Annotated in this window: 24 protein-coding genes; 12 read left to right on the forward strand and 12 right to left on the reverse strand. The window is 58.9% G+C overall.

What is annotated here, in order from left to right; genetic code table 11:
• Nucleotides 1-41: 41 nt before the first annotated feature.
• The 3 genes from pfkA to cpxP all read right to left on the reverse strand — a co-directional run bounded on the left by pfkA (nucleotide 42) and on the right by cpxP (nucleotide 2,765).
• Nucleotides 42-1,004: a 6-phosphofructokinase gene (gene pfkA, locus SP68_RS25210; protein WP_002882911.1), complete on the reverse strand. Its 963-nt coding sequence runs from the start codon at nucleotides 1,002-1,004 to the stop codon at nucleotides 42-44.
• Nucleotides 1,005-1,200: 196 nt separating this feature from the next.
• Complete coding sequence (fieF, locus tag SP68_RS25215) at nucleotides 1,201-2,103, reverse strand: CDF family cation-efflux transporter FieF (RefSeq protein ID WP_008807873.1); 903 nt, start codon at nucleotides 2,101-2,103, stop codon at nucleotides 1,201-1,203.
• A gap of 158 nt (nucleotides 2,104-2,261) precedes the next feature.
• On the reverse strand, nucleotides 2,262-2,765 hold the full coding sequence (gene cpxP, locus SP68_RS25220; RefSeq protein ID WP_004178004.1) for a cell-envelope stress modulator CpxP: 504 nt from the start codon (nucleotides 2,763-2,765) through the stop codon (nucleotides 2,262-2,264).
• A gap of 149 nt (nucleotides 2,766-2,914) precedes the next feature.
• Here cpxP and cpxR point away from each other — a divergent pair, with 149 nt between their 5' ends.
• Entirely contained in the window at nucleotides 2,915-3,613 is a 699-nt protein-coding gene (gene cpxR / locus SP68_RS25225) for an envelope stress response regulator transcription factor CpxR (protein ID WP_002882901.1), read from the forward strand.
• Nucleotides 3,610-4,983: an envelope stress sensor histidine kinase CpxA gene (cpxA, locus tag SP68_RS25230; RefSeq protein WP_008807874.1), complete on the forward strand. Its 1,374-nt coding sequence runs from the start codon at nucleotides 3,610-3,612 to the stop codon at nucleotides 4,981-4,983. Before cpxR ends, cpxA begins: the two co-directional genes overlap by 4 nt.
• A 63-nt stretch (nucleotides 4,984-5,046) precedes the next feature.
• On the opposite strand, the gene yiiM is transcribed toward cpxA, so the two are convergent.
• Both yiiM and sodA read right to left on the reverse strand, forming a co-directional pair.
• On the reverse strand, nucleotides 5,047-5,721 hold the full coding sequence (gene yiiM, locus SP68_RS25235) for a 6-hydroxyaminopurine reductase (protein WP_008807875.1): 675 nt from the start codon (nucleotides 5,719-5,721) through the stop codon (nucleotides 5,047-5,049).
• Nucleotides 5,722-5,793: 72 nt separating this feature from the next.
• Nucleotides 5,794-6,414, reverse strand: a complete 621-nt coding sequence (gene sodA / locus SP68_RS25240) for a superoxide dismutase [Mn] (protein WP_004203668.1) — start codon at nucleotides 6,412-6,414, stop codon at nucleotides 5,794-5,796.
• Nucleotides 6,415-6,703: 289 nt separating this feature from the next.
• Between sodA and rhaT the strand changes: the two genes are divergently transcribed.
• The gene (gene rhaT, locus SP68_RS25245) at nucleotides 6,704-7,738 is read left to right on the forward strand and encodes an L-rhamnose/proton symporter RhaT (protein WP_040970680.1); all 1,035 of its coding nucleotides are present in this window, start codon (nucleotides 6,704-6,706) and stop codon (nucleotides 7,736-7,738) included.
• 32 nt (nucleotides 7,739-7,770) lie between these two features.
• Here rhaT and rhaR read toward each other — a convergent pair whose 3' ends face one another.
• Both rhaR and rhaS (SP68_RS25255) read right to left on the reverse strand, forming a co-directional pair.
• Nucleotides 7,771-8,616 (reverse strand): HTH-type transcriptional activator RhaR, encoded by an 846-nt coding sequence (gene rhaR / locus SP68_RS25250; RefSeq protein ID WP_008807878.1) that lies wholly within the window; start codon nucleotides 8,614-8,616, stop codon nucleotides 7,771-7,773.
• Nucleotides 8,617-8,689: 73 nt separating this feature from the next.
• On the reverse strand, nucleotides 8,690-9,526 hold the full coding sequence (gene rhaS, locus SP68_RS25255) for an HTH-type transcriptional activator RhaS (protein ID WP_008807880.1): 837 nt from the start codon (nucleotides 9,524-9,526) through the stop codon (nucleotides 8,690-8,692).
• 310 nt (nucleotides 9,527-9,836) lie between these two features.
• Between rhaS (SP68_RS25255) and rhaB the strand changes: the two genes are divergently transcribed.
• The 9 genes from rhaB to rhaM all read left to right on the forward strand — a co-directional run bounded on the left by rhaB (nucleotide 9,837) and on the right by rhaM (nucleotide 19,889).
• A complete protein-coding gene (gene rhaB, locus SP68_RS25260) occupies nucleotides 9,837-11,303 on the forward strand; it encodes a rhamnulokinase (RefSeq protein ID WP_032756526.1) in 1,467 nt (488 codons plus the stop codon).
• Nucleotides 11,300-12,559 carry an L-rhamnose isomerase gene (gene rhaA / locus SP68_RS25265; RefSeq protein WP_012543272.1) on the forward strand — a complete coding sequence of 420 codons (1,260 nt, stop codon included), beginning with the start codon at nucleotides 11,300-11,302 and terminating at the stop codon, nucleotides 12,557-12,559. Before rhaB ends, rhaA begins: the two co-directional genes overlap by 4 nt.
• Nucleotides 12,560-12,710: 151 nt before the next feature.
• Nucleotides 12,711-13,541, forward strand: a complete 831-nt coding sequence (gene rhaD, locus SP68_RS25270; RefSeq protein WP_008807883.1) for a rhamnulose-1-phosphate aldolase — start codon at nucleotides 12,711-12,713, stop codon at nucleotides 13,539-13,541.
• Between the two features lie 81 nt (nucleotides 13,542-13,622).
• Nucleotides 13,623-14,609, forward strand: coding sequence for a rhamnose ABC transporter substrate-binding protein (gene rhaS, locus SP68_RS25275; RefSeq protein ID WP_022064613.1), 987 nt, complete (start codon nucleotides 13,623-13,625; stop codon nucleotides 14,607-14,609).
• A gap of 146 nt (nucleotides 14,610-14,755) precedes the next feature.
• Nucleotides 14,756-16,267, forward strand: a complete 1,512-nt coding sequence (locus SP68_RS25280; RefSeq protein WP_016162048.1) for a sugar ABC transporter ATP-binding protein — start codon at nucleotides 14,756-14,758, stop codon at nucleotides 16,265-16,267.
• Nucleotides 16,264-17,271 (forward strand): ABC transporter permease, encoded by a 1,008-nt coding sequence (locus SP68_RS25285; protein ID WP_022064612.1) that lies wholly within the window; start codon nucleotides 16,264-16,266, stop codon nucleotides 17,269-17,271. Before SP68_RS25280 ends, SP68_RS25285 begins: the two co-directional genes overlap by 4 nt.
• Nucleotides 17,268-18,272, forward strand: coding sequence for an ABC transporter permease (locus SP68_RS25290; RefSeq protein WP_022064611.1), 1,005 nt, complete (start codon nucleotides 17,268-17,270; stop codon nucleotides 18,270-18,272). Before SP68_RS25285 ends, SP68_RS25290 begins: the two co-directional genes overlap by 4 nt.
• Nucleotides 18,273-18,429: 157 nt before the next feature.
• Entirely contained in the window at nucleotides 18,430-19,578 is a 1,149-nt protein-coding gene (gene fucO / locus SP68_RS25295; RefSeq protein ID WP_022064610.1) for a lactaldehyde reductase, read from the forward strand.
• Nucleotides 19,575-19,889, forward strand: a complete 315-nt coding sequence (gene rhaM / locus SP68_RS25300; protein WP_002882870.1) for an L-rhamnose mutarotase — start codon at nucleotides 19,575-19,577, stop codon at nucleotides 19,887-19,889. The genes fucO and rhaM overlap by 4 nt, the downstream gene beginning before the upstream one ends.
• A 37-nt stretch (nucleotides 19,890-19,926) precedes the next feature.
• Here the strand turns inward: rhaM and SP68_RS25305 are convergent, their stop codons facing one another.
• The 5 genes from SP68_RS25305 to SP68_RS25325 form a co-directional block, all read right to left on the reverse strand.
• A complete protein-coding gene (locus tag SP68_RS25305) occupies nucleotides 19,927-21,192 on the reverse strand; it encodes an MFS transporter (RefSeq protein ID WP_008807889.1) in 1,266 nt (421 codons plus the stop codon).
• Between the two features lie 41 nt (nucleotides 21,193-21,233).
• Nucleotides 21,234-23,357, reverse strand: a complete 2,124-nt coding sequence (locus SP68_RS25310) for an alpha-galactosidase (RefSeq protein ID WP_022064609.1) — start codon at nucleotides 23,355-23,357, stop codon at nucleotides 21,234-21,236.
• A gap of 115 nt (nucleotides 23,358-23,472) precedes the next feature.
• The gene (locus tag SP68_RS25315) at nucleotides 23,473-24,468 is read right to left on the reverse strand and encodes a substrate-binding domain-containing protein (protein WP_022064608.1); all 996 of its coding nucleotides are present in this window, start codon (nucleotides 24,466-24,468) and stop codon (nucleotides 23,473-23,475) included.
• A 103-nt stretch (nucleotides 24,469-24,571) separates the two neighbouring features.
• Nucleotides 24,572-25,849, reverse strand: coding sequence for an MFS transporter (locus SP68_RS25320; RefSeq protein ID WP_022064607.1), 1,278 nt, complete (start codon nucleotides 25,847-25,849; stop codon nucleotides 24,572-24,574).
• Nucleotides 25,846-26,337 carry a NanQ anomerase/TabA/YiaL family protein gene (locus SP68_RS25325; protein WP_022064606.1) on the reverse strand — a complete coding sequence of 164 codons (492 nt, stop codon included), beginning with the start codon at nucleotides 26,335-26,337 and terminating at the stop codon, nucleotides 25,846-25,848. The genes SP68_RS25320 and SP68_RS25325 overlap by 4 nt, the downstream gene beginning before the upstream one ends.
• Nucleotides 26,338-26,350 lie beyond the last annotated feature (13 nt).

Raw genomic sequence — 26,350 nt, forward strand, 5'->3', positions numbered from 1 at the left:
CCTTCTCCATGAGAAGGCCTTTTGTTTATCCGACGCGCAACTTAGTACAGTTTCTTCGCGCAATCCAGCCAGTCGTTCTTGAACGGACGCTTCATGTTCTCGATGGCATCGATGATGTCGTGGTGCACCAGCTTCTCGTTCTGGATGCCGACGCAACGGCCGCCATGGCCTTGCAGCAGCAGCTCAATTGCATAGGCGCCCATGCGGGAAGCCAGGATGCGGTCGTAAGGAACCGGGGAACCGCCGCGTTGAATGTGGCCGAGGACGGTGGCGCGAGTTTCACGCCCGGTTTCTTTCTCGATGTAGCTTGCCAGCTCGTCAACGTCGCACATGTGCTCGGTGATCGCCACGATAGCGTGTTTCTTACCTTTCGCGATACCGGCTTTGATTTCGGCCACCAGATCGTCACGGGTGTATTCCACTTCCGGCACCATGATGAACTCACAGCCGCCGGCAATCGCCGCCGCCAGGGTCAGGTCGCCGCAGTAACGGCCCATCACTTCCACCACGGAGATACGCTGGTGTGAAGAAGAGGTGTCGCGCAGGCGGTCAATCGCTTCCACCACGGTGCTCAGGGCGGTGAAAAAGCCGATGGTGTAGTCAGTGCCTTTGATATCGTTGTCGATGGTGCCAGGCAGGCCGATGCACGGGAAGCCCATCTCGGTCAGGCGCATTGCGCCCATATAGGACCCGTCACCACCGATAACCACCAGCGCATCCAGGCCGCGCTTCTTCATGTTTTCGATAGCCACAGCGCGAATGTGTTCTTCGCGGAATTCCGGGAAGCGAGCGGAGCCCAGGAAGGTGCCGCCGCGGTTGATCATGTCGGAAACGCTGTAACGGTCGAGCTGAACCATACGGTCTTCATACAATCCGAGGTAACCGTCATAGATTCCAAAAACTTCCAGACCTTCCGTTAATGCCGCGCGCACCACGCCACGAATTGCTGCGTTCATGCCCGGCGCATCACCGCCACTTGTCAACACACCGATTTTCTTAATCATGACTACCTCTGAACTTAGGAAGCAAAAAATAATTCTGTTGCCTGAAGCGCTCCCTCACCAGGAGTGCACGACGCTAATGACAATAGTATATCAAACGCCTCAAGCTGAATTGATTCAGGTCAGACCAAACGGCGGTAATTTATACAAAAAATGCCGATCTGCCCCACATTTTTACATCGAGTTTACAGACTATAACCTAACGCTCAAAAAAGCCCTGCTGCGCCGCTGGCACCACAGAACTGGGATCCTGATGGATAATGACATCGGAACCCGGGAAACGGCGCAGAATCGCCTGCTCCACCTGGTCTGCAATCACGTGGGCTTGCACCAGCGGGAGGTTATCTTCCATTTCCAAATGAATCTGAATAAAGCGGGTCGGCCCTGACTGCCGCGTTCGTAGATCGTGCGCCCCGCGGATGCCGGGCCATGCGGTCACGATGGTGATAATGTCCTGACGCTCCTCGTCAGGCAAGGCGCGGTCGAGTAGTGACTGAACCGCCTCATAGCCCATCCGCAGCGCGCTATATAAAATATAGATGCCAATTCCTAAGGCAAACAACGCATCGGCGCGATGCCAGCCGTACCAGGAAAGGCCCAGCGCCACCAGAATAGCGCCGTTCATCATAACATCAGACTGATAATGAAGCATATCCGCCCGCACCGCCTGGCTCTGGGTTTTTCGCACCACCCAGCGCTGGAAGGTCACCAGCGCCAGCGTGCTGAACAGGGCGATCAACGTGACGACGACCCCGACGCCAGCGGCCTGCAGCGGCTCCGGACGCACCAGGTGCTGGATGCCGGTGAGAAACAGAAACAACGCCGAGCCGGAGATAAACATGCTTTGCGCCAGCGCCGCCAGCGATTCCGCTTTGCCGTGGCCAAAGGTATGCTCTTCATCAGCAGGTTGCAGCGAATAGCGAACCACCAGCAGGTTGGTCAGCGAGGCGGCAATATCCACCAGCGAATCCACCAGCGCAGCCAGAATACTGACTGAACCGGTATACCACCACGCAAAAATTTTGATCAAAAGTAACGCGGAGGCCATGGCCGTCGCGGCGATAGCGGCGCGGCTGACCAACCGGCCATAAGATTGATTCATATAGGCTCCTTCTCCTGCAATGCGCTTAGTATAACCTGAACTTGTGACGCTCACGGGATACGCGAAGAAGTTGATTTGCCGAAAAAAGGGCAAAAAAAACCCCCACATCATGTGGGGGAAGACAGGGATGGTGTCTATGGCAAGGAAAACAGGGTTTGTTACTGGGGTTGCAGGGTGTTGCTACTACTCGAAAGCATCATTGCTGAGCCTTTCTGCATCCTTGCAACCTCACGCAACTGATCCATACGTTGCTGGTGCTTAGCATTTAAAACCGCTTGCTGCTCTGGCGTAAGCAGGTGATACATCTGGTTGCGGACCTTAGCCATCTCGACCTGGCGAGCAACCTGTTCCTGCGCCATCTTTTCTGCCTGAGCGCGCACAGCGTTTTCATCAAAATTTTCTGCGGTGACAAGGCGATGCATTGTCTCCATTTCGCTAACATTAACGGGGAGCCTGTCGTGGCGTGCCCGTTGCATAAGATCCCGTAACTGCTGACGTTGCTGCTCGGTTAAACTTATGCCGTCAAACATATGGCTCTGGCTACCGCGCTGTCCCCCTTCGTCTCCGGGGAGCCAGTTAACGCTGGTAACGACTTCAGCGGCCTGGCTATATGCACTTAGCGCCAGCGTTGAGGCCATGACGGCAGCGATAACATTGCGCATCACATACTCCCAAAACGTTTGTGTCGCGATTCAACGAGAGACAGTCTACGATTCAGGCTGCAAACATGCGTCAGGGGGTGTAAAACAACGTAAAGTCATGGATTAGCGGGCCTTGATGACGTAATTTCTGCCTCGGAGGTATTTAAAAGATGAATAAAATCCTGTTAGTTGATGATGACCGGGAGCTCACCTCCCTGTTAAAAGAGCTGCTCGATATGGAAGGTTTTAACGTGCTGGTGGCCCATGATGGGGAACAGGCGCTGGCCCTTCTGGACGACAGCGTTGATTTATTGCTGCTCGACGTAATGATGCCGAAGAAAAACGGTATTGATACGCTGAAAGAGCTGCGTCAGACACACCAGACCCCGGTTATCATGCTAACAGCGCGCGGAAGCGAGCTGGATCGCGTTCTCGGCCTTGAGCTGGGCGCGGATGACTATTTGCCTAAGCCGTTCAACGATCGTGAACTGGTGGCCCGTATACGCGCGATTCTGCGCCGTTCCCACTGGAGCGAGCAGCAGCAGACGACCGAAGCCGGATCGCCAACGCTGGAAGTGGATGCCTTAAGCCTCAATCCGGGCCGTCAGGAAGCCAATTTCGATGGCCAGACGCTGGAGCTCACCGGTACCGAATTCACCCTGCTCTATCTGTTAGCGCAACATCTCGGCCAGGTGGTGTCGCGTGAACATTTAAGCCAGGAAGTGTTAGGCAAGCGCCTGACGCCGTTCGACCGCGCCATCGATATGCATATTTCCAACCTGCGGCGTAAGCTGCCGGAGCGCAAAGATGGCCATCCGTGGTTTAAAACGCTGCGTGGCCGCGGGTATCTGATGGTTTCCGCTTCATGATTGGAAGTTTGACTGCACGCATCTTCGCCATCTTCTGGCTCACGCTGGCGCTGGTGTTGATGCTGGTGCTGATGTTGCCCAAACTGGATTCCCGGCAGATGACCGAGCTGCTGGAAAGCGAGCAGCGTCAGGGCATCATGATCGAGCAGCACGTCGAGGCCGAGCTGGCCAACGATCCGCCAAACGACCTGATGTGGTGGCGCCGTCTGTTTCGCGCCATCGATAAATGGGCGCCGCCGGGACAACGCCTGCTGCTGGTGACCAGCGAAGGCCGCGTGATCGGCGCAGAACGCAACGAGATGCAGATCATTCGTAACTTTATCGGCCAGGCCGATAATGCCGATCATCCGCAGAAAAAACGCTATGGCCGCCTGGAAATGGTGGGCCCGTTTTCCGTCAGGGACGGTGAGGATAACTATCAGCTCTATCTGATTCGTCCCGCCAGCACCTCACAATCCGACTTTATCAACCTGCTGTTTGATCGACCATTGCTGCTGCTTATCGTCACGATGCTGGTCAGCGCCCCGCTGCTGCTGTGGCTGGCGTGGAGCCTGGCGAAACCGGCGCGTAAGCTGAAAAACGCCGCCGACGAAGTCGCCCAGGGCAACCTGCGCCAGCATCCGGAGCTGGAAGCCGGGCCGCAGGAGTTCTTAGCCGCTGGCGCCAGCTTTAACCAGATGGTGACCGCGCTGGAGCGGATGATGACCAGCCAGCAGCGGCTGCTGTCGGATATCTCGCATGAGCTGCGCACACCACTTACGCGCCTGCAGTTGGGCACCGCCCTGCTGCGTCGCCGCAGCGGTGAGAGCAAGGAGCTGGAGCGCATCGAAACCGAGGCGCACCGGCTGGACAGCATGATCAACGACCTGCTGGTGATGTCGCGCAATCAGGCCAAAAATGCCCTGGTCAGCGAGACGGTGAAAGCCAATCAGCTGTGGGGCGAAGTGCTGGACAACGCGGCGTTTGAAGCCGAGCAGATGGGTAAATCTTTCACCGTTGAATATCCGCCGGGCCCCTGGCCGCTGTACGGTAACCCTAATGCGCTGGAAAGCGCGCTGGAGAATATCGTCCGCAACGCCCTGCGCTACTCGCACACGAAGATTTCCGTCAGCTTCTCGGTGGATAAAGACGGGATTACGGTTAACGTCGACGACGACGGCCCGGGCGTCAGCCCGGAGGATCGCGAACAGATTTTCCGGCCATTCTACCGGACCGACGAGGCGCGCGACCGCGAGTCCGGCGGCACCGGTCTGGGGCTGGCGATTGTCGAAACCGCTATTCAGCAACACCGCGGTTGGGTGAAGGCCGACGACAGCCCGCTGGGTGGTTTACGCTTAACCCTTTGGCTGCCGCTGTATAAGCGCACCTGACTCTGTCCCGGCTTGCGCTGCGCTAAGCCGGGAACATCCCCGAAAATACTCAATATGGGGGAATTATTTCCCCCACAATCTCCGCGAACTATCCTCGATCTTACCGCTTAAACGCCGCTTCTGCAGCGTTCGGCTCCAGCTCACCGACAGGCCCGCAGCCGACAATAAACGATGATACTGATCATCATCAAACGGCATCTGCCAGGCAATCGCCCCGGCCTCATGGACACTGACATCGCTCAGCCGGGAAACCAGTTCGAGGGGCGCATCGCTGGAGACTTGCCCCCCGGCAATCACCCGATACAACCAGCCGGTCTTCCCGCTGTTTTGCACCAGCTGCGCCATATCACCGATCGCAAAATGAAAGTTGAGCTTGAAGCACGGCGATCGCGGCTGGGTGACCTGGATCAGCGCCTCGCCCCAGCGAAAGATATCGCCGATATAAACATTTTGCTCGGTAAGCCCGGTGGTGGAGAGGTTTTCGCCGAACGCCGGCGCGCAGAAGCGCTCGGCCTGCTGGGGGAATTCACGCATCCAGTCGGCATAGTGTTCGCGCGGATAGTGGCACAGCGCGCGGTCCGGCCCGCCGTGTATTTTCTTCTCCGCCTGCTCATCCCCATCGAGGCCGAGATCGCCGAGCTGCAATTCGCCATCGACCTGGATTTTGCCGATCGCGCTGGGGCGACTGCCCGCGTAGTCCCTGATTTTGCCGACAAAGACATTCACCGGATAATGCATGGCTGCTCTCCTTGCTACAGATATAAAAAAAGCGAGTCATCAGACTCGCTTCTCTCTTAGCGCAATGCAACCTTATTTTTTAGCGGCAAAACGCGCTGCAGCTTCGTCCCAGTTCACTACGTCCCAGAAGGCTTTGATGTAGTCCGGACGACGGTTCTGGAATTTCAGGTAATAAGCGTGTTCCCACACGTCCAGACCCAGGATCGGGAAGCCGGAAGCGCCGGAAATGGCTTCGCCCATCAGCGGGGAATCCTGGTTGGCGGTGGAGACAACGGCCAGTTTGTCACCTTTCAGGACCAGCCACGCCCAGCCAGAGCCGAAACGGGTCGCAGCGGCTTTTTCGAATTCCGCTTTGAAATTGTCTACAGAGCCGAAATCGCGCTCGATAGCCGCTTTCAGGTCGCCCTGCAGGGTGGTGCCGGTTTTCAGGCCTTTCCAGAACAGGCTGTGGTTAGCGTGGCCGCCCGCGTTGTTACGCAGTACGGTCTTTTTGTCAGCCGGCAGCTGATCCAGCTTGGTGATCAGCTCTTCAGCGGACAGGTTAGCGAACTCCGGCAGGCTTTCCAGCGCGGCGTTGGCATTGTTCACGTAGGTCTGATGGTGTTTAGTGTGATGGATCTCCATCGTCTGCTTGTCGAAGTGCGGTTCCAGAGCATCGTAAGCGTACGGCAGGGATGGCAGGGTATAGCTCATAATCATCTCCATTATTGTCGAGCGGCTCAAGTGTTAACGCCGCGTAAGCAGTTTGTCCATTATAGTTAATTAAATGGTATTGAAAATGCTTATCAATGCCGTATTTTTCATATGGATATAACCAGAAGAAATACCCGTCATTTTGTGATGTAGAACAACTAATTAAGCCCATGGTTGCCAGGGTTCGCCATCCTGTGGCAACGGCTTGAAGGCGGCCAAAGCGGCTAATTTTTACACTCATCACATCGGAAGCCGCCGTCTCCGATAAAAAAAGATGAGGATAAAATCAATGAACCACGCGATTACGATGGGTATTTTTTGGCATTTGATAGGGGCCGCCAGTGCCGCCTGTTTCTATGCCCCGTTCAAAAAAGTAAAACACTGGTCGTGGGAAACCATGTGGTCGGTTGGAGGGATCGTCTCCTGGCTGATCCTGCCCTGGGCCATCAGCGCCACGCTGTTACCCGACTTCTGGGCCTACTACCGCTCCTTTAACGCCTCCACGCTGCTGCCGGTCTTCCTGTTCGGCGCTATGTGGGGCATTGGTAATATCAACTATGGCCTGACCATGCGCTATCTTGGCATGTCGATGGGGATTGGCATCGCCATTGGCATCACGCTGATTGTCGGCACGCTGATGACGCCGATTATTAACGGTCAGTTTTCGGTGCTGATGCACACCCAGGGCGGTCAAATGACGCTGCTCGGCGTGCTGGTGGCGGTACTTGGCGTCGGCATCGTCACCCGCGCGGGCCAGCTGAAAGAGCGCAAAATGGGCATCAAAGCCGAAGAGTTCAATCTGAAGAAAGGGCTTCTGCTGGCGGTGATGTGCGGCATCTTCTCGGCAGGGATGTCGTTCGCGATGAACGCCGCCAAACCGATGCATGACGCCGCCGCAGCGCTCGGCGTCGACCCGCTGTACGCGGCGCTGCCAAGCTACGTAGTCATTATGGGCGGCGGGGCGCTGGTCAACCTCGGCTTCTGCTTTATTCGTCTGGCGAAAGTGAAGAACCTGTCAGTCAAAGCCGATTTCTCGCTGGCCAAACCGCTCATCATCAGCAACCTTCTGCTCTCCGCCCTCGGCGGCCTGATGTGGTATCTCCAGTTCTTCTTCTATGCCTGGGGCCACGCCAGCATTCCGACGCAGTATGACTATATGAGCTGGATGCTGCACATGAGTTTCTACGTGCTGTGCGGCGGTCTGGTGGGTCTGGTGCTGAAGGAGTGGAACAACGCCGGTCGTCGTCCGGTGAGCGTCCTGAGCCTCGGCTGCGTGGTGATCATCATCGCCGCCAATATCGTCGGCCTGGGAATGGCCAGTTAACCACCGGGTCATCAGCCAGACAACGACGGTCTTCAGGCGGCGGCGCGACTGCGCTGCCGCCACTGCCCCGGCGACATGCCGATTTCCCGGCTAAAAACCACCGAAAAGTAGTTACTGTCCTCAAAGCCGCACTGCATGGCGATATCGCCGATTAAGCGCTCGGTATGCTGCAGCAGATACTGCGCATGGCAGATCCGCAGCTGGCGTAAATAGTGATTGATGGTCATCCCGGTTTGCTGGCGAAACTGCTGGCGAAGCGCCCGCTCGCTGCCGCCCTCCTGCTCGCAGAAACGCTCCAGAACAAAGGGGCGGCTGAGGCTGGCCGCCAGCGCGGCCAGCAGTTTGTCCAGCAGCGCTTCGCGCTGCGTCGCCGCGGGATCATCCGTCGCGTAGCGATGGCGCTGCAACGTCAGCGCCAGCTGGGCAAAAAGCAGTTCGGCCATCGCATTTCCCTGCGCGTCGCGCCGGGCGCACTCATGCTCAAGCTGGCTAATCACCTGGCGCGCCTGCGCCATACCTGTGCTGCCCATGCGCCAGTGGGGCTTCCACGGCGTGCCAAAGAGGCCAGGGATCGTCCCCGCCCAGTCAAAATTGAGCTGCAGCCGCTCCGGGCAATAGATGATGTTCTGCAGGACTAAATCATTAACCGAAGCATAGGAGTGTTTATCTTCGGCGCGAATATAGAACAGATCGCCGCGGGTAATGCGCCAGGGGCGATCGTTAAGGACGTGCAGCCCGTTGCCGCGCCACACCAGCACCAGCTCGCAGAACTCGTGGGTATGCTCGGCAAAAACATTTTGCGGGTAGCGGTCAGCCACCGCCACTGCCTGCGTGGCGGAAGGGAAAAACTCCTCTTTACGTAGAATCAGACCGGCCACGGCTCACACTCCAAACGCGGATAAGGGCGCATTATTCGCGTTTTTAGCCCGCAATACGTTGACTCTTCTCGCGTTACTGAAGAATGGCGTCGCGGCCCTGGCGGATATCGCGCGGCGACCAGTCAAATTCGCGGCGAAAAAGCGTCGAAAAGTGGTTACTGTCGCCGAAGCCGCAGCGAAAAGCGATATCAGTCACGCTTTCATCGCTGTGGCGCAGCAGATGCCGGGCCTTCATCAGGCGCACCCGATTAAGATAGCGCTGCGGCGTCAGGCCGGTCTGCTGCTTCAGCTGGCGGTGCAGGGTACGCAGCGACAGCGAAAACTGCGCCGCCACCTCCTCCCAGCAGATCTCCTGGGCAAAATGATCTTCCAGCCAGGCCAGCAGCTGATTCAGCCGCGCATCATTGTTGGTAGCCTCTTCCGCAAGACTGCTTTTACGCAACAGCACCAGCAGCTGCATAAACAGGATCTCACGACTGGCGACGGCATGAGTATCCGTTTCGCTCCCCATGGCCTCCATCTGCGCCACGATATGCCGAACCTGCTGCAGGACCGTCTGGTTCACCCGCCAGTGCGATGGGTAGTTCCCCTCCTGCTCCTGGGGCAGCAGTTGGCTGACCCCGGCGAGAAAACGAAACGCATCCGGCGCGCGATAGAGCACGTTGGTCAGACACAGGTTATCCGTATGCTCGTACAGATGCCGGTCGTGATCGCGGATAAAACAGACCGAACCGCCGCCAATGGTATAGGGCTGACCATTGAAGACGTGAATACCCGTGCCCTGCTCCACGATGACAATTTCATGGAAATCATGGTGATGTTCCGGAAAGGCCGACTGAGGGAGGCGGGGTTCAATAGCCACCGTCGAGATCCCGGCCTTAAAGAAATCCGTACTGTGCAATATGGTCATGATGCCACCCTCGTAATGAGAAAAATTATCAGTCACCGGCTGATAGTAATGAAGGGTTGGCTATCCGGCCTTCAATTTTTGACCATGAAATTCGTAAATCCTGCCGCTTTTTCAAGAATCAGCCGGAAAGATACGGAACTGCGGACGCCATCACATCCCCCTCGCCACCCCCTAAAACCGCAAATTGTGATTTCCCTCACGGTCACCTTTGCTTTCTTGCCAGCGGCCAGTTTTGACTGTCCGTAGCGAGAAGGTGTCAGTAAGCGGCCTTTTTTAGACTGCGGACAATGATTTTAAGAAGGGTCTTTCCATGAGTATTCGTCATTGTGTCGCCGTCGATTTAGGCGCCTCCAGCGGGCGGGTGATGCTCGCCAGCTATCAGTCCGGGCCACGCGCCCTGACCCTGCGGGAAATTCATCGCTTCACCAACAGCCTGCAGAAGGTGGATGGCTTCGACTGCTGGGATGTGGATAGCCTGGAAGGCGAGATCCGTCGCGGGCTGGAGAAAGTGTGTGAGCAGGGCATCCTGATCGACAGTATCGGCATCGATACCTGGGGGGTGGATTATGTCCTGCTGGATAAGCAGGGCCAGCGCGTCGGACTGCCGATCTCCTATCGCGACGACCGCACCCAGGGCCTGCTACGTCACGCTGAAGAACAGCTGGGCCGGGCGGAGATCTATCGCCGCAGTGGTATTCAGTTTCTGCCGTTTAACACCCTTTACCAGCTGCGCGCCCTGGTGGAGCAGCAGCCGGAGCTGGTCAGTCAGGCCGCGCATGCCCTGCTGATCCCCGACTATTTCAGCTTCCGCCTGACCGGCAATCTGAACTGGGAATATACCAACGCCACCACCACCCAGCTGGTTAACATCAATAGCGATAGCTGGGATGAGACGCTGCTGAACTGGACCGGCGCGCCGTTGGCGTGGTTCGGAACGCCGACCCACCCCGGCAATGTGATTGGTCACTGGATCTGCCCGCAGGGCAACCGTATTCCGGTGGTCGCTGTCGCCAGCCACGACACCGCCAGCGCGGTGATCGCCTCTCCGCTGGCCGACCGTGATGCCGCCTATCTCTCCTCCGGCACCTGGTCGCTGATGGGGTTTGAAAGCCTGACCCCATACAACTGCGACGCGGCGCTGCAGGCCAATATCACCAACGAAGGCGGAGCGGAAGGCCGCTATCGGGTGCTGAAAAATATCATGGGCCTGTGGCTGCTGCAGCGGGTGCTGAAAGAGCAAAACGTCAGCGACCTGCAGGGGCTGATCGCCCGCACCGCCGCGCTACCGGCGTGCCGCTTCATGATTGACTGCAACGATGACCGCTTTATCAACCCGGCCAGTATGAGCGCCGAGATCCAGGCCGCCTGTCGCGATGCCGGGCAGCCCGTTCCTGAAAGCGATGCCGAGCTGGCGCGCTGCATTTTCGACAGCCTGGCGCTGCTCTACGCCCGGGTGCTTAACGAGCTGGCGGCGCTGCGCGGCCAGCCCTTCAGCCAGCTGCATATCGTCGGCGGCGGCTGCCAGAACGCGCTGCTTAACCAGCTGTGCGCTGACGCCTGCGGGATCGCCGTCGTGGCCGGCCCGATAGAAGCCTCCACCCTCGGCAATATCGGCATCCAGTTAATGACCCTCGACGAGCTGGCCAATGTCGATGAGTTTCGTCAAGTGGTGCGCGACAACGCGGCGCTCACCGCTTTTACCCCCAATCCTGATAGTGAAATTGCCCGTTTCGTGGCGCAGTTTCAGCCACAACAGACCAAGGAGCTTTGCGCATGACCACTCAACTTGAACAAGCCTGGGAAATTGCTAAGCAGCGCTACGCCGCCGTCGGCGTGGATGTCGAGGAGGCCCTGCGCCAGCTGGACCGTCTGCCCGTCTCCATGCACTGCTGGCAGGGTGACGACGTCGCCGGTTTCGAAAACCCGGCGGGAAGCCTGACCGGCGGCATCCAGGCGACCGGCAACTACCCGGGCAAAGCGCGCAATGCTGAAGAGCTACGCGCCGACCTTGAGCAGGCGCTGAGCCTGATCCCGGGACCAAAGCGTCTCAACCTGCACGCTATTTACCTGGAATCCGACGCGCCGGTAGCGCGCAATGAGATTAAGCCGGAGCACTTTAAAAACTGGGTTACGTGGGCGAAAGCCAACAAACTGGGGCTGGATTTCAACCCCTCCTGCTTCTCGCATCCGCTGAGCGCCGACGGCTTTACCCTGTCGCACGCCAACGATGAGATCCGCCAGTTCTGGATCGACCACTGCAAAGCCAGCCGTCGCGTATCCGCTTATTTTGGCGAACAGCTGGGTACCCCATCGGTGATGAATATCTGGGTGCCGGACGGCATGAAAGATATTACCGTTGACCGCTTCGCGCCGCGCCAGCGGTTGCTGAATGCCCTTGATGAAGTGATCAGCGAGAAGCTCGACCCGGCGCACCATATTGACGCCGTGGAGAGCAAGCTGTTCGGCATCGGCGCCGAAAGCTACACCGTCGGCTCCAACGAGTTCTATATGGGCTACGCCACCAGCCGCCAGACGGCGCTGTGTCTCGATGCCGGCCATTTCCACCCGACGGAAGTGATCTCCGACAAAATCTCTGCCGCCATGCTCTACATCCCGCGCCTGCTGCTGCACGTCAGCCGCCCGGTACGTTGGGACAGCGACCACGTGGTGCTGCTGGATGATGAAACCCAGGCCATCGCCAGTGAAATCATTCGCCATAACCTGTTTGACCGCGTGCACATCGGCCTCGACTTCTTCGATGCCTCCATCAACCGCATCGCAGCCTGGGTGATTGGTACCCGCAATATGAAAAAAGCGCTGCTGCGCGCCCTGCTGGAACCGACCGCTCAGCTTCGTCAGCTGGAGAACGACGGCGATTACACCGCCCGCCTGGCGCTGCTCGAAGAGCAAAAATCGCTGCCATGGCAGGCCATCTGGGAGATGTACTGTCAGCGTCACGACACGCCGGCGGGCAGTCAGTGGCTGGACAACGTACGGGCTTATGAGAATGCGGTTCTGAGCCAGCGCGGGTAATGCACGGGCTTTCCCGGGTCGCGGCTGACGCCTTACCCGGGCTACGAACTGCGCGATGTTGCCAGAGCGCACCGAACAGTTCCCTCTCCCCTGTGGGGAGAGGGTTAGGGTGAGGGGCTACCCCCACCAAATCAACAGGAAAGACAAGACTATGCAGACCATTATCGACGCCTGGTTCGTCCAGGGCATGATCAAAGCCACCTCCGACGCCTGGCTGAAAGGCTGGGACGAACGCAACGGCGGCAACCTGACGCTGCGTCTGGATGAAGCGGATATCGAACCTTATGCGGCGGATTTCCACGCCAAACCGCGTTACATCGCCCTCAGCCAGCCGATGCCAATCCTGGCCAACCAGCCATTTATCGTCACCGGCTCCGGCAAATTCTTCCGTAACGTCCAGCTCGACCCGGCCGCTAACCTCGGCGTGGTAAAGGTCGACAGCGATGGCGCGGGATACCATATCCTGTGGGGCCTCACCGAGGATGCCGTACCGACCTCCGAGCTGCCGGCACACTTCCTGTCGCATAGCGAGCGCATCAAACTGACCGGCGGCAAAGACCGGGTGATCATGCACTGCCATGCCACCAACCTGATCGCCCTGACCTATGTTCTGGAGAACCACAGCGATCTGTTCACCCGCAAGCTGTGGGAAGGTAGCACCGAATGTCTGGTGGTCTTCCCGGACGGCGTCGGCATTCTGCCGTGGATGGTGCCGGGCACCGATGAAATCGGCCAGGCGACCGCCGAAACCATGCAAAAACACTCGCTGGTGCTGTGGCCATTCCACGGCGTCTTCGGCAGCGGCCCCACGCTGGATGAGACCTTCGGCCTGATCGACACCGCCGAGAAGTCCGCCGAAGTGCTGGTGAAAGTCTTGTCCATGGGCGGGATGAAGCAGACCATCACCCGCGAAGAGCTTATCGCCCTTGGCAAACGCTTCAACGTGCAGCCGCTGCAGTCCGCTTTAGATCTTTATCCATAACAACATCGCGCCCCGCTCACCGAGACGGGGCGAAACATCACCTGCAAACCCTACAAAACTAACTCATGTGGAGTAAAAGCAATGAAAACAAAGACAAGCTTGATCCTCACCGTTGCCGCCCTGGCGTTGTCCGGTTCCGCCTTAGCCGAAGTTAAAATCGCCCTTGTGGCGAAATCGCTGGGAAATGGCTTCTTCGAAGCCGCCAACGCTGGCGCCCAACAGGCAGCCAAAGAGTTAGGTGATGTCAAAGTGATCTACACCGGCCCGACCACTACCACCGCCGAAGCGCAGATCGACGTGCTGAATGGGTTGATCGCCCAGGGGGTGGATGCGATCGCCATTTCCGCCAACGATCCGGACGCGGTGGTGCCGGTGCTGAAAAAAGCGATGCAGCGCGGCATCAAGGTGGTCTCGTGGGACTCCGGCGTGGCGCCGGCAGGCCGCCAGATCCATCTTAACCCCTCGAATAACGCCTTAATTGGCGAAACCAACGTCAAGCTCGCCGCCGATGCGCTGAAGGCGCTGAACGTTGAGAAAGGCGAGGTGGCCGTGTTAAGCGCCACCCCAACCTCCACTAACCAGAACATCTGGATTGAGGAGATGAAAAAGGTGCTGCCGCAGTATCCGTCCGTACAGCTGGTCACCGTCGCCTACGGTGACGATCTGTCGGATAAAAGCTACCGCGAAGCGGTGGGCCTGCTGAAATCATATCCGGACCTGAAAGTCATTGTTTCGCCGTCATCGGTGGGCATTGTTGCCGCCGCGCAGGCGGTGAAGGATCAGGGCAAAATCGGCAAAGTCTATGTCACCGGGCTGGGGCTGCCGTCGGAAATGGCCGGCGCGATCAAGTCCGGCGCCAGCAAAAGCTTCGCCATCTGGAACCCGATTGACCTGGGCTACGCCGCCACCTATCTGGCCGACGATTTAGTCAAAGGCACGGCAACCAAAACCGAAGCCAGTATGGGCAAGCTGGGCAAAGTGAAGCTGGATGCTGAGGGGAATGGCGCGATGGCCGAGCCGTTCGTCTACGATGCGAGCAACATCGATAAGTTCTCGAAAATTTTCTAACCCTTGTTCCCTCACCCCGGCCCTCTCCCGGAGGGAGAGGGGGAAAGGCTGGTCCTCTGCACGATGTGGCCAGCGGACGCCGGACCGTACCCACGCCCCTTTGGGGAGAGGGTTAGGGTGAGGGGTGATTTTTGTGGAGAACTATCATGTCAGCATCAACGCCACTGCTGTCGCTGAAGGGGATCACCAAGATTTTTCCCGGTGTGCGCGCCCTTGAGAACGTGCAGCTTGATCTCTGGCCCGGCAAAGTGACCGCCTTAATCGGCGAAAACGGCGCGGGGAAATCCACGCTGGTCAAAGTGATGACCGGTATTTATCAGCCCGAAGAGGGCGAGATCCTCTATAAAGCGATCCCTATTCATCTGCCAACGCCGGAATCGGCGCATAAGGTAGGGATCACCGCCATTCACCAGGAAACCGTGCTGTTTGACGAACTCTCGGTCAGTGAAAATATTTTCGTCGGCCAGTATCTGTATAAGGGACTGTTAAAAACGCTCGACTGGCCGGCGATGCACCGCAGAGCCAGCGAGATCCTCACCCGGCTGGAAGTCCAGATCGACCCGCGGGCCACGCTGAAAACCCTCAGCATCGCCCAGCGGCACATGGTGGCGATTGCCCGGGCGCTGGCTTTCGACGCCCAGGTGGTGATCCTCGATGAGCCGACCGCCGCCCTCTCCCAGCATGAAATCCTGGAGTTTTATCACATCGTTGAGCGTCTGAAGCAGGACGGCAAAGCGATCCTGTTTATCTCGCATAAGTTCGATGAAATTTTCGAGCTGGCCGATTATTACACCATCCTGCGCGATGGGGTGTACGTCAGCTCCGGGGCGATAAGCGACATCACCGAAGAGCGAATGGTGTCGATGATGGTGGGCCGGGCGATCACCCAAACCTACCCGAAAATCGACTGCACGCCCGGAGAAACGGTGCTGGAGGTGACCGATCTCTGTCATCCTACCGAGTTTGCCCATATCAGCTTCCGCCTGCGCAAGGGCGAAATTCTCGGCTTTTACGGCCTGGTGGGCGCCGGACGCACCGAGCTGATGCAGGCGCTCTCCGGTGTCTCGCGTCCCTCCTCCGGCGAGATCCGCCTGAACGGCAGCCCCATGCGCTTTCGCCAGCCCGCCGACGCCATCCGCGCGGGCATCGTCTGCGTGCCGGAAGAGCGGCAGAAACAGGGGGCGATCATCGCCCTGCCCATCGCCCAGAACATCAGTCTGCCGCAGCTCAGCAAGCTCAATCCTAACGGCGTCCTGAACGACGCCCGGGAATGGCGGCTGGCGGACGAGTACGCCTCGCGCCTGCAGGTTAAAGCCTTCAGCTGGCGGCAGCCGGTGGAGACCCTCTCTGGCGGCAACCAGCAGAAAGTGGTGATCGGCAAATGGCTGGCGACCCATCCCGAGGTGATTATCCTCGATGAGCCGACCAAAGGCATCGATATCGGCTCAAAAGCCGCCGTGCATCAGTTTATGTCCGAGCTGGTCAGCCAGGGACTGGCGGTGATTATGGTCTCGTCAGAGCTGCCGGAAGTGATGGGCATGGCCGACCGGATTATCGTGATGCACGAAGGGCTGATGGTCGCCGAATACCAGGCCGGGGAAGCGACAGCGGAAACCATCGTTAGCGCGGCCAGCGGCATCGGCCAGGAGGCGGCATGATGGGACACGCATGGCTTAAACATCGCGAAGCGCTGCTGGCGTTGGTCATCATTTTGATGATCGGCGCCATCGGCAGCCGGGCGCCGTCGTTCGTTTCACCGGGCAATCTGGTGGAGATGTTTAACGATACCGCCATCCTTATCATCCTCGCCCTCGGACAGATGATGGTGTTGCTCACCAAAGGCATCGATCTGTCGATGGCCGCCAACCTGGCGCTGACCGGGATGATCGTCGCCCTGCTTAACGCCCACTATCCGGGTATTCCGGTGGTGGCGCTGCTGGCACTGGCAACCCTGCTGGGCCTGCTGATGGGGATGATTAACGGCCTGCTGGTCTGGCGCCTCGGCATTCCCGCCATCGTGGTGACCCTGGGCACCATGAGCATTTATCGCGGCATTATCTTCCTGCTGACTGACGGCGGCTGGGTTAACTCACATCAGATGAGCGCTGATTTTCTCAGTCTGCCGCGCAGCGCGCTCCTGGGGCTGCCGCTGCTGAGCTGGTGCGCCATCGCCGCGCTGCTGCTGGTGGGTTATTTCCTGCGCTACAGCCGCACCGGCCGGGCCTTGTACACCGCAGGCGGCAACGCGACGGCGGCGTACTACACCGGCATTAACGCCGGAAAAATGCAGTTCGTCAGCTTCTGTCTCTCCGGCACGCTGGCCGGCTTCTGCGGCTATCTGTGGATCTCGCGCTTCGCCGTCGCCTATGTCGACGTGGCGAACGGCTTTGAACTGCAGGTGGTCGCGGCCTGCGTGATCGGCGGTATCAGCACCATGGGCGGAAGCGGACGGGTGCTGGGCTGCCTGTGCGGCGCGCTGTTCCTCGGGGTCATCAATAACGCCCTGCCGGTGATCGGCATCTCGCCCTTCTGGCAAATGGCGATCTCCGGGGCGGTGATCGTCATGGCGGTGCTGCTCAACGAGCGCGGCAATCGCGGTCACGGGCGGTTAATCCTGCGCAACGCGGCGTTAGCCCGACAGAAACAGGCGGTAAAATCATGAGCAAGATGATGGTATCTGAAGAGATGAAAAACGCCCCGGCCGCGCCGTCGCCGCTGCGCCGCCTGCTGTGCTGGGAAGGGTTTTTACTGGCGGTCACCCTGGCGGTATTTATCGGCAACGCGGTGGCTTCCCCGTACTTCCTCAATATCTGGAACCTCTCGGACGCGACCTTTACCTTTACCGAGAAGGCGATCGTCGTCCTGCCGATGGCGATGCTGATTATCGCCCGGGAAATCGATCTGTCGGTGGCCTCGACGATGGCGCTCAGCTCAACGGTGATGGGCTTCTGCGCGGCAGCGGGGGTGGACACGCCGCTGCTGGTGATCATCGGCCTGGGCGTAGGTCTGCTGTGCGGCCTGTTCAACGGCTTGCTGGTGACTCGCTTTAACCTGTCGTCCATTGTGATCACCATCGGCACCATGAGCCTGTATCGCGGCATCACCTATATCCTGCTGGGCGATCAGGCGCTCAATCACTATCCGGAGAGCTTTGCCTGGTTCGGCCAGGGCTACGTGTGGGGGGCGCTCTCTTTTGAGTTTGCGCTGTTTATCCTCCTCGCGGCCGCCTTCACCTTCCTGCTGCATAAAACCAACTTTGGTCGCCGGACCTACGCCATCGGCAATAACCCGACCGGCGCCTGGTTTTCGGGGATCAATGTTAAGCGTCATAACCTGGTGCTGTTCGCGCTGGTCGGGCTGATGGCCGGGCTGGCGGCGGTCCTGCTGACCTCACGGCTCGGCAGTACCCGCCCCACCCTGGCGATGGGTTGGGAGCTGGCGGTTGTCACCATGGCGGTGCTCGGCGGCGTCAATATTCTCGGCGGCTCCGGCAGCATGCCCGGGGTGATCATTGCCGCCTTTCTGATGGGGCTGGTGACCTTCGGCCTGAGCCTGCTGAACGTCCCCGGCATCGTGATGTCGGTGATTATCGGCGCCATGCTGATCGTGGTGATCTCCCTGCCGATTATGACCCGGCGGATGATGCAGCGAAGACGATGTTAATTTCCCCCTCACCCTGGCCCTCTCCCCAAGGGAGAGGGGACTGCCCGGCGCACGCAGGCAGCCTGTAGTCCGGGACCGGTTTTCCCCCTCTCCCTGCGGGAGAGGGCTGGGGTGAGGGGAAACGGATTTTCCAAAATCAACATTAAGGAGAATTATCATGAGTTTTATGTTGGCACTACCTAAAATCAGCCTCCACGGCGCAGGCGCTATCGGTGATATGGTCAAGCTGGTAGCGGGCAAACAATGGGGCAAGGCGCTGATCGTCACCGACGGTCAGCTGGTGAAGCTGGGCCTGCTGGACAGCCTATTTTCCGCGCTGGATGAACAGCAGATGGCTTACCAGCTGTTTGACGAGGTGTTCCCCAACCCCACCGAAGCGCTGGTGCAGCAAGGCTACGCGGCGTACCAGGCGGCCCGCTGCGATTACCTGATCGCCTTCGGCGGCGGCAGCCCGATTGATACCGCCAAGGCGATAAAAATCCTCACCGCCAACCCTGGTCCCTCCACCGCCTACTCCGGCGTCGGCAAAGTGAAAAATGCTGGCGTGCCGCTGGTGGCCATCAACACCACCGCCGGCACGGCGGCGGAGATGACCAGCAACGCCGTGATTATCGATAGCGAGCGGCAGGTAAAAGAGGTGATTATCGACCCGAACCTGATCCCGGATATCGCCGTCGACGACGCCAGCGTGATGCTCGACATCCCGCCAGCCGTTACCGCCGCCACCGGCATGGACGCCCTGACCCACGCCATCGAGGCCTTTGTCTCCGTTGGCGCCCATCCCCTGACCGACGCCAACGCCCTCGAGGCCATTCGCCTGATCAACCTGTGGCTGCCGAAAGCGGTAGACGATGGTCACGATCTGCAGGCCCGCGAGCAGATGGCGTTTGGCCAATACCTGGCGGGCATGGCGTTCAATAGCGCCGGTCTCGGGCTGGTACACGCCCTGGCCCATCAGCCTGGCGCCACCCACAACCTGCCGCACGGGGTGTGCAACGCCATCCTGCTGCCGATCATCGAAAACTTTAACCGCCCGAACGCGGTGGCGCGCTTCGCCCGCGTGGCGCAGGCGATGGGCGTCGATACCCGCGGCATGAACGATGAGGCTGCCAGCATGGAGGCCATCAACGCCATCCGCGCGCTGAGCAAACGCGTAGGGATCCCCCAGGGTTTCAGCCAGCTTGGCGTCAGCAAAGCCGATATCGAAGGCTGGCTGGATAAAGCGCTGGCCGACCCGTGCGCGCCGTGTAACCCGCGCTCCGCCAGCCGCGATGAGGTTCGCGAGCTCTATCTGGAGGCCTTATGATCCGTAAAGCCTTCGTCATGCAGGTGAACCCCGACGCGCACGAGGAGTACCAGCGCCGCCATAACCCCATCTGGCCAGAACTGGAGGCAGTGCTGAAGGACCACGGCGCGCACCATTACGCCATTTATCTCGATAAAGAACGCCATCTGCTGTTCGCGACGGTGGAGATTGAGTCGGAAGCCCGCTGGGAGGCGGTCGCCAGCACGGAAGTGTGCCAGCGCTGGTGGAAATACATGCGCGAGGTGATGCCCAGCAACCCGGACAACAGCCCGCTGAGCGCGGAGCTCAAAGAAGTGTTTTATCTGGCGTGAAAATAACCGGCCTCCCTCCAGACGGGAGGCCGGTCGATTAAACGGTCATCGCATTATCCCGAAGCGGCTCGGTTTTCGCCTTACCCGCTAACGTAAATGCGGAGATTAAGGTAACCGTCAGGGCAATACCGCCGAGGATCATATAGGTATCCTGAAAGCCGATCCGATCGTACATATTGCCGGCGAAGGCGGAGAGGAAGATCGCCGCCACCTGCTTGGCGAACTGGAAGCCCACCAGGTAAATGGTCGCCGACAGCCGGACATCAAACACACCGGTAATGTATTTAAAGGCGCCCACCAGCAGGAACGGCACCTCCAGCGCATGGAGCATTTTCAACGCTACGACTTCCGCGGCCGTAGTGGCGAAGGAAGAGCCAATCATTCTTGCCGCCATCACCATCCCGGCGATCAGCAGGGTATTCTTCGCCCCGATGCGGTTAATAATCCACGGCGAGCTGAACATAATGATGGCGTTACATATTTCTCCCGCGGTGGTGGCGAAACCAAAGGCGCGGGTGCCCGCTTCCGGGGTCGCGAAGAACGATTTGAAGAAGGTGGCGAACTGCTGATCGAAAACGTCATACACGCAGGCCACGCCGATAACATACAGAATAAACATCCACATCTTACGCTGGCGGAACATGCGCACCGCCGTTTTTAAATCGATCGCCGGGCGATTGGCGCCGAGCGAATCCATCACCTGCGCGGACTGACTGGCCTGCGGTTTGGCGATGGCCACCAGTACCACCAGCAGCAGCGCGGCGGCTGACCCCATCCAGAACACCCATTCGGGATTAATGCTGAACAGCATTCCGGCAGTAGTCGCGCACAGCGCCCATCCCAGACAGCCAAAGGTGCGCGCCTTGCCGTATTCAAAACCGCTGTTGCGGCTTACCCGTTCGATATAGGCCTCCATCGCGCCGGCGCCTGCGGAGAATACAAAGCCGATATAGGCGCCGCCGCTCAGCGCCCCGAGCCAGATGTTGGTTTTCAGCAGCGGAGCGAAAACATAGAGGAAGAAGGGAGCAATCAGCACCAGCAGAACGGTCACGATCCACATCAGGTGTTTTTTCAGCCCCAGCTTGTCAGAGATCACCCCGAGGACCGGCTGGAAACAGATGGCAAACAGCGACAGGCTGGAGAAAACGAGGCCGGTTTCGGTTTTATTCAGGCCGATGACGTCCGACAGCCAGATCGGCAGAAACGGAAAGCAGGTGGCCATGATGAAGAAGTAGAGAAAGAAGAACAGCCCGAAAATCCAGAAGTTGGGGTTGTTTTTGTGGGTACAGACGGTCGGGTTCATTATATTTTCCTCAAGAAGGGCCGCGACGCGGCCCGATACCATCACACGCGTTGCAGGCCAATCAGAATGGCGCTTTCCGGGTCGAGGATGGGCAGCGCCAGCCCCGCCTGCTGTAGCCACTCACCGCTCACCGTCTGCGGCGTCGTCATCCATGCCGGCAGCTTCCGCATGGTGTGGCCGCCCTCGCCGGTGATCTGAATGTTCGGATGATCGAGGAGCGTCACCTGATAGCGGGCGTTCGCCTCCAGCCCCGCCAGGCGCAGCGGCGCCATCAGGGTGTAGTCCGGCATCGCCAGCTGGCTGACGAGGAAAATCGCCTGCGCTTTATCCGGGCTGACGACGCCGTGGGCAAGGGTGGTAGCGTCCGGCATATCCATCCGCCACTGCACGCCGTGATGGATCACGTCGCGCCACTGTTTATGCAAGGCCGCATATTTCCGGTATCCGGCGCGCTCTTCTTCATCGGCGCTCACCGGATCCAGCTCAAGTCCCATATGACCAAACAGCGCCGTCAGGCCGCGGAAGGCGATACTGTGCTGGCGGAAGGTGGCATGACAGTGGCGGTTGCCGATATGCGCGCCCATCACCTCCGGCGGGAAGAAGTAGCTCATGCCGCGCTGGATGGTGTTGCGCTCAAGGGCGTCATTGTTGTCAGACGCCCAGAAGCGATGGCTGCGCTTGAGGACTTCATAATCGATCCGCCCGCCCCCGGAGGAGCAGGATTCAAATTCAATGTGCGGGAAACGGGCCACCAGCGTATCCAGCAGGCGGTAGAACTGGCGCGTTTGCGCGTCCGCGGCGGCGCGTCCCTGATGCCCAGGCTGCACCAGCTCGCGGTTCATATCCCACTTCACGTAGTCCACCGCGTGCTCGCCCAGCAGCCAGCTCATCCGCTCCAGCAGATAATCAAACGCTTCCGAAATGTTGAGATTCAGGACAAACTGATGGCGGCCGGTCAGCGGGGTATAGCCCGGCAGCGCCAGCACCCAGTCCGGGTGCGCCCGGTACAGATCGGCATCCGGGTTAATCATTTCCGGCTCCACCCAAATACCGAATTCCATACCCAGCGATTTCACGTGATCGATAACCGGCGTCAGGCCGTAGGGGTATTTTTTCTCATCAAGATACCAGTCCCCAAGCGCCGCCCAGTCGTCGTTGCGCCCTTTAAACCAGCCGTCATCGATAATAAAGCGCTCGACGCCCAGCGCCGCCGCCTCGTCAGCCATACGCATGATGTAGTCCGGGTCGTGGTCGAAATAGATCCCCTCCCAGGTGTTGAGATGCACCGGACGCGGCTTGTTGCCCGGGAAGCGAATAATCCGTTCGCGCAGATAACGATGGAACTGCTGGCTCATGCCGTTCAGCCCGTTCGCCGAGTAGCTGGCATACAGGTACGGCGTCCACAAGGTTTCCCCTTCCGCCAGCGCCATTTCGCCCGGCAGATAGAGCGCCTCGGCCTGCAGATAGCGACGGCCATCGGTTTTCACCTCCGCCCGCAGGCGATGGTTACCGCTCCAGGCCAGATGTACGCCCCAGACTTCACCCTGCATCTCGCTAAAGGCGCGGCTGCCGGTGATCAGGGCCGGGAAATGTTCGTGAGAGGTGCGCCCACGGCGGTTCTCCAGCACAAAGCTGTCGTGCTCCAGCGTCAGGCGGTGAGGCTGAAACTCGCGGATCCAGCGGCCATGGAAAGCCATCACCTCGCGAGCGCGTTCGGCGACCGGCAATGTGACCGCCAGGCGATCCACCTGCCATGGGCTGGCGCGCAGATTGGTCACGCCATGGCGCACGCTCAGCACGCCGCTGACATCCAGCGCGATCTCGCTGTGCAGACGCAGGCCGGCCTGCGGATCTTCGCTGATCAGGGTCAGCGTCTGGCCCTCGTGCCGCACTTCGCTGGTGGTGAACAGCGGAGAGGCATCCAGACCCTGACGATGGCCTTCAATGCCCGGCGCACCAAACAGGCCATGGCCCAGCTCTGCCATTAAGGTCACTGGCGAATCGACATCCAGTCTGCCGTTGGCGACCGGGCGCGTCAGGCTGTCGGCATCCTGCGGTGAAAAGTGGCTTAAATGTGGCCCCCAGTAGACAATTTCGGCGAAAGGGCGAGTTTTAATGACAACATCGGCACCGGCGCTTTGCAGGTGAATCAGCGAATCAGACATCAGACATCTCCATAACAAGGAATGTCTTACTGTTGATACGAAACGTTTCGGATGCCAACCAAAACGTTTCGGATCCGTGATCGGCTTCAGAATTACGGGTTAAAAAGGGGTCAGGTCAGGCAGTTTCACCCGGGAAAAATTCCGGCTGCCATAGCACCTGCAGCGAGGCCAGATCCTCGCCAGCAATTAAGCGGCGGACCATATCGGCAATCTGCCGCCCCACGCCCTGGCGCGTGGACTGGATCACCGCGGCGACATCGGTCTCAATGATGCTGTCCTGCGGCAAGCCGTCATACACTACTAAGGCGACGCGGTTGTCACCGGTCAAACGGCCCAGATGGGCGAGCGCCATGGCGGCGCCATCGCCATGAGTATTGCAGTCGGTAATAATCGCGGTGGGCGGCTCCGGCAGGCGCAGCAACTCCAGCGTGGCCTGATAGCCGCCTCGGCGCGTCGCCGGCACGCTACGCAGCCATGCATCGGATAACCCCGCCTCGCGCAGAGCATCGAGGTAGCCGTTACGCCGTTGCAAAATAAACGCCTGATTGTTGTTCTCGCCCAACAGCGCGATACGCTGGTGACCCTGCTGAATCAAATGGCGGGTGGCGCGACAGGTACCGGCATAGTTATCGAAATCAAACCAGGCGTAGGGCTGCGCCAGGCGGCTACGGCCGAGCGCCAGAAACGGAAAGCCGGAGGCCTGCAGCTGCGCCAGTCGCGGATCGTCATCCAGAGTATGGGCCACGATTAAAGCGTCGACGCGACGGCCCTGCACCATGCGCATATAGCCATGTTTATCCGCCTGTTCATCATCGGCGATCAGCAACAAATCAATGTCATGGCGCGCCAGCTCATGGCTGATCTCCCCAACCATCTCGAGAAAAACGTTATTGTTGAGCGGCGCGGGGCGGACAGGGAAGACAAGACCAACGGCATCAATGGTGCCCATTTTCAGACGGCGGGCGAAAGTGTTGGGGCGATAGCCCCGGCGCTGCGCTTCAGCCTCAACCCGGGCGCGGGTCTCCTGTGACACATCGTCATAGCCGTTCAACGCCCGGCTGACGGTCGTGACGGAGATCCCAAGTTGTTTGGCAATGGCTTTCAGCGACATAAAAATCCCTGTTTTCGCATAGGAAAGCTAGTTTCCCGCAATATGGCTATGACGTCCAGCAACAGAGACAAAGCGCCGTTCGGCGCTTTGTTCTGAGGAAAAACTACTGCGTCAGCGGTTTACGCACAAAGAAGCCATAGAGACAGGCGCCAAGGAACAGCAGGCAGCCGCCGAGAATAAAGACATTGGTGAACTGACCGGTAGCATCAAGGATAATCCCGGTGATCACCGGTGCCAGCGCGGCGCCCAGAAAACCGCCAAAGTTCTGGATCGCACCGAGAGAAGCGACCTGCTCTTTGGGCGCCATATCCGCCGCCAGCGCCCAAATAACCCCGGACGGCATTTGCGAGCAGAAATAACCCAGCGTCAGTAGCGTAATCGCGGTACCGCTGTTGCTGACAAACGGAATTGGCATCACAAAACAGGCCGCCATTGCCGCCCCCACCACAATAGGCACCTTCCGCGCCGTTACCGCATTAATCCCTCTGCGCACCAGACGGTCAGAGAGCATCCCGCCGCAAAGGACGCCAAGAATACCGGCAAAGAATGGAATCGAGGCAATAAAGCCCGTCTGCTTCAGGCTGAATCCCATCGATGTTTCCAGATAACCCGGCAACCACGTCAGATAAACCCAGATAGTAAACATGATGCAGAAGTTGCCGGAGATCATGAACCAGGTCGTTTTATTGCGAAACAGCTCGCCCCAGCTAACTTGTGGCTTATCGGCCTCAGCCATCACCACCTTACCAGTGTGGATCAGCATCGCTTCCCGCGCATCCGGATCGCGATAGAACTTCAGCCACGCCAGAATCAACGGTATACCCAGCAGACCCACGGCGATAAACATCCCGCGCCAGCCAACCCACAACAGCAGAAGCGTCAGCAGCGGCGGCGCGATGGCGTTAGCGATTTGCGAACCCGTATTGATAATCGATGTCGGCAGGCCGCGCTCTTTATCCGAAAACCAGCTTTGGGTGATCTTGATACCAGAGGTAAAGAACGGCGACTCAGCCACCCCCAGCAGCACCCGCAGGCCATAGAAGAAACTATAGGTATTCACAAATCCCATCAGAAAGGTCACGGCAGACCATAGCGTCAGCGCGCCGGTGAACATTTTCTTCGAGCCGAAACGGTCGACCAGCCAGCCGGCCGGCAGGTTCGCCAGCGCATAAGGCCAGAGAAACGCCGATAGCAGCAGACCCATTTCGGTTCCGGAGAAACCAAACTCCTTCGAAATGGTGGTATTAGCAATACTCAGGTTGGCGCGATCAAGGTAGTTCACCACCGCAGCCAGCAGCAGAATTAAAATGATCCCCCAGCGCCGGCGTGAGAGTTTCGGCGCCGCGATAGCCGCTGCAGTAGTGTGATTTAGCGAACTCATAAACCGTCCTCCAGCAAGGCGCGATCGATTTTCATCACCGCTTTCCGAAGATGTTTCTGTTCGCCCTCTCGCGGGTGGCAGCAGGGGCGGTGGATGTCCTGTGGAAAGAAAATGGCAAACATGCCGGGCGTCAGCCTTATTTGCGTTTCCTCGTCTTCGACCTGCCAGAACAGAATGTCCTGCTGCGGCGTCAGATCCTCGGTAACGTGATGGCAACGGCTTTCAGCACGGCTGACCCCCATGCGCTCCTCGCCGGAGATCAGATACTGAATATCAATAAACTGGCGGTGCGATTCAGGACGCGCCTGCGCAAAAGGCATGCTGTCCATCTCCTGCAACAGGCAGAAGAGTTTCCCCGGGATCAGGTCGATTTTACCCGGCGCAAAGTGCTGAAAATCCTGGCTGGCGATAAACGCCAGCGCCTGACGAATCACCGGATGAAACGCGGCCTGTTGTGCAGGCCACGCGTGCAGACTTGATACGATCATAATGACCCCTCCC

It is taken from the genome of Klebsiella variicola (assembly GCF_000828055.2).
Classification (GTDB): Bacteria; Pseudomonadota; Gammaproteobacteria; order Enterobacterales; family Enterobacteriaceae; genus Klebsiella; species Klebsiella variicola.

Coding starts and splice junctions, on each gene's coding strand:
- cpxA (WP_008807874.1), top strand. CDS start 3,610: ATGATTGGAAGTTTGACTGCACGCATCTTCGCCATCTTCTGGCTCACG.
- SP68_RS25310 (WP_022064609.1), bottom strand. CDS start 23,357: ATGTCTGATTCGCTGATTCACCTGCAAAGCGCCGGTGCCGATGTTGTC.
- cpxR (WP_002882901.1), top strand. CDS start 2,915: ATGAATAAAATCCTGTTAGTTGATGATGACCGGGAGCTCACCTCCCTG.
- SP68_RS25285 (WP_022064612.1), top strand. CDS start 16,264: ATGATGGGACACGCATGGCTTAAACATCGCGAAGCGCTGCTGGCGTTG.
- rhaM (WP_002882870.1), top strand. CDS start 19,575: ATGATCCGTAAAGCCTTCGTCATGCAGGTGAACCCCGACGCGCACGAG.
- rhaB (WP_032756526.1), top strand. CDS start 9,837: ATGAGTATTCGTCATTGTGTCGCCGTCGATTTAGGCGCCTCCAGCGGG.
- yiiM (WP_008807875.1), bottom strand. CDS start 5,721: ATGCATTATCCGGTGAATGTCTTTGTCGGCAAAATCAGGGACTACGCG.
- SP68_RS25320 (WP_022064607.1), bottom strand. CDS start 25,849: ATGAGTTCGCTAAATCACACTACTGCAGCGGCTATCGCGGCGCCGAAA.
- SP68_RS25305 (WP_008807889.1), bottom strand. CDS start 21,192: ATGAACCCGACCGTCTGTACCCACAAAAACAACCCCAACTTCTGGATT.
- cpxP (WP_004178004.1), bottom strand. CDS start 2,765: ATGCGCAATGTTATCGCTGCCGTCATGGCCTCAACGCTGGCGCTAAGT.
- SP68_RS25290 (WP_022064611.1), top strand. CDS start 17,268: ATGAGCAAGATGATGGTATCTGAAGAGATGAAAAACGCCCCGGCCGCG.
- SP68_RS25315 (WP_022064608.1), bottom strand. CDS start 24,468: ATGTCGCTGAAAGCCATTGCCAAACAACTTGGGATCTCCGTCACGACC.
- SP68_RS25280 (WP_016162048.1), top strand. CDS start 14,756: ATGTCAGCATCAACGCCACTGCTGTCGCTGAAGGGGATCACCAAGATT.
- rhaS (WP_008807880.1), bottom strand. CDS start 9,526: ATGACCATATTGCACAGTACGGATTTCTTTAAGGCCGGGATCTCGACG.
- sodA (WP_004203668.1), bottom strand. CDS start 6,414: ATGAGCTATACCCTGCCATCCCTGCCGTACGCTTACGATGCTCTGGAA.
- SP68_RS25325 (WP_022064606.1), bottom strand. CDS start 26,337: ATGATCGTATCAAGTCTGCACGCGTGGCCTGCACAACAGGCCGCGTTT.
- rhaA (WP_012543272.1), top strand. CDS start 11,300: ATGACCACTCAACTTGAACAAGCCTGGGAAATTGCTAAGCAGCGCTAC.
- rhaT (WP_040970680.1), top strand. CDS start 6,704: ATGAACCACGCGATTACGATGGGTATTTTTTGGCATTTGATAGGGGCC.
- pfkA (WP_002882911.1), bottom strand. CDS start 1,004: ATGATTAAGAAAATCGGTGTGTTGACAAGTGGCGGTGATGCGCCGGGC.
- fucO (WP_022064610.1), top strand. CDS start 18,430: ATGAGTTTTATGTTGGCACTACCTAAAATCAGCCTCCACGGCGCAGGC.
- rhaS (WP_022064613.1), top strand. CDS start 13,623: ATGAAAACAAAGACAAGCTTGATCCTCACCGTTGCCGCCCTGGCGTTG.
- rhaD (WP_008807883.1), top strand. CDS start 12,711: ATGCAGACCATTATCGACGCCTGGTTCGTCCAGGGCATGATCAAAGCC.
- fieF (WP_008807873.1), bottom strand. CDS start 2,103: ATGAATCAATCTTATGGCCGGTTGGTCAGCCGCGCCGCTATCGCCGCG.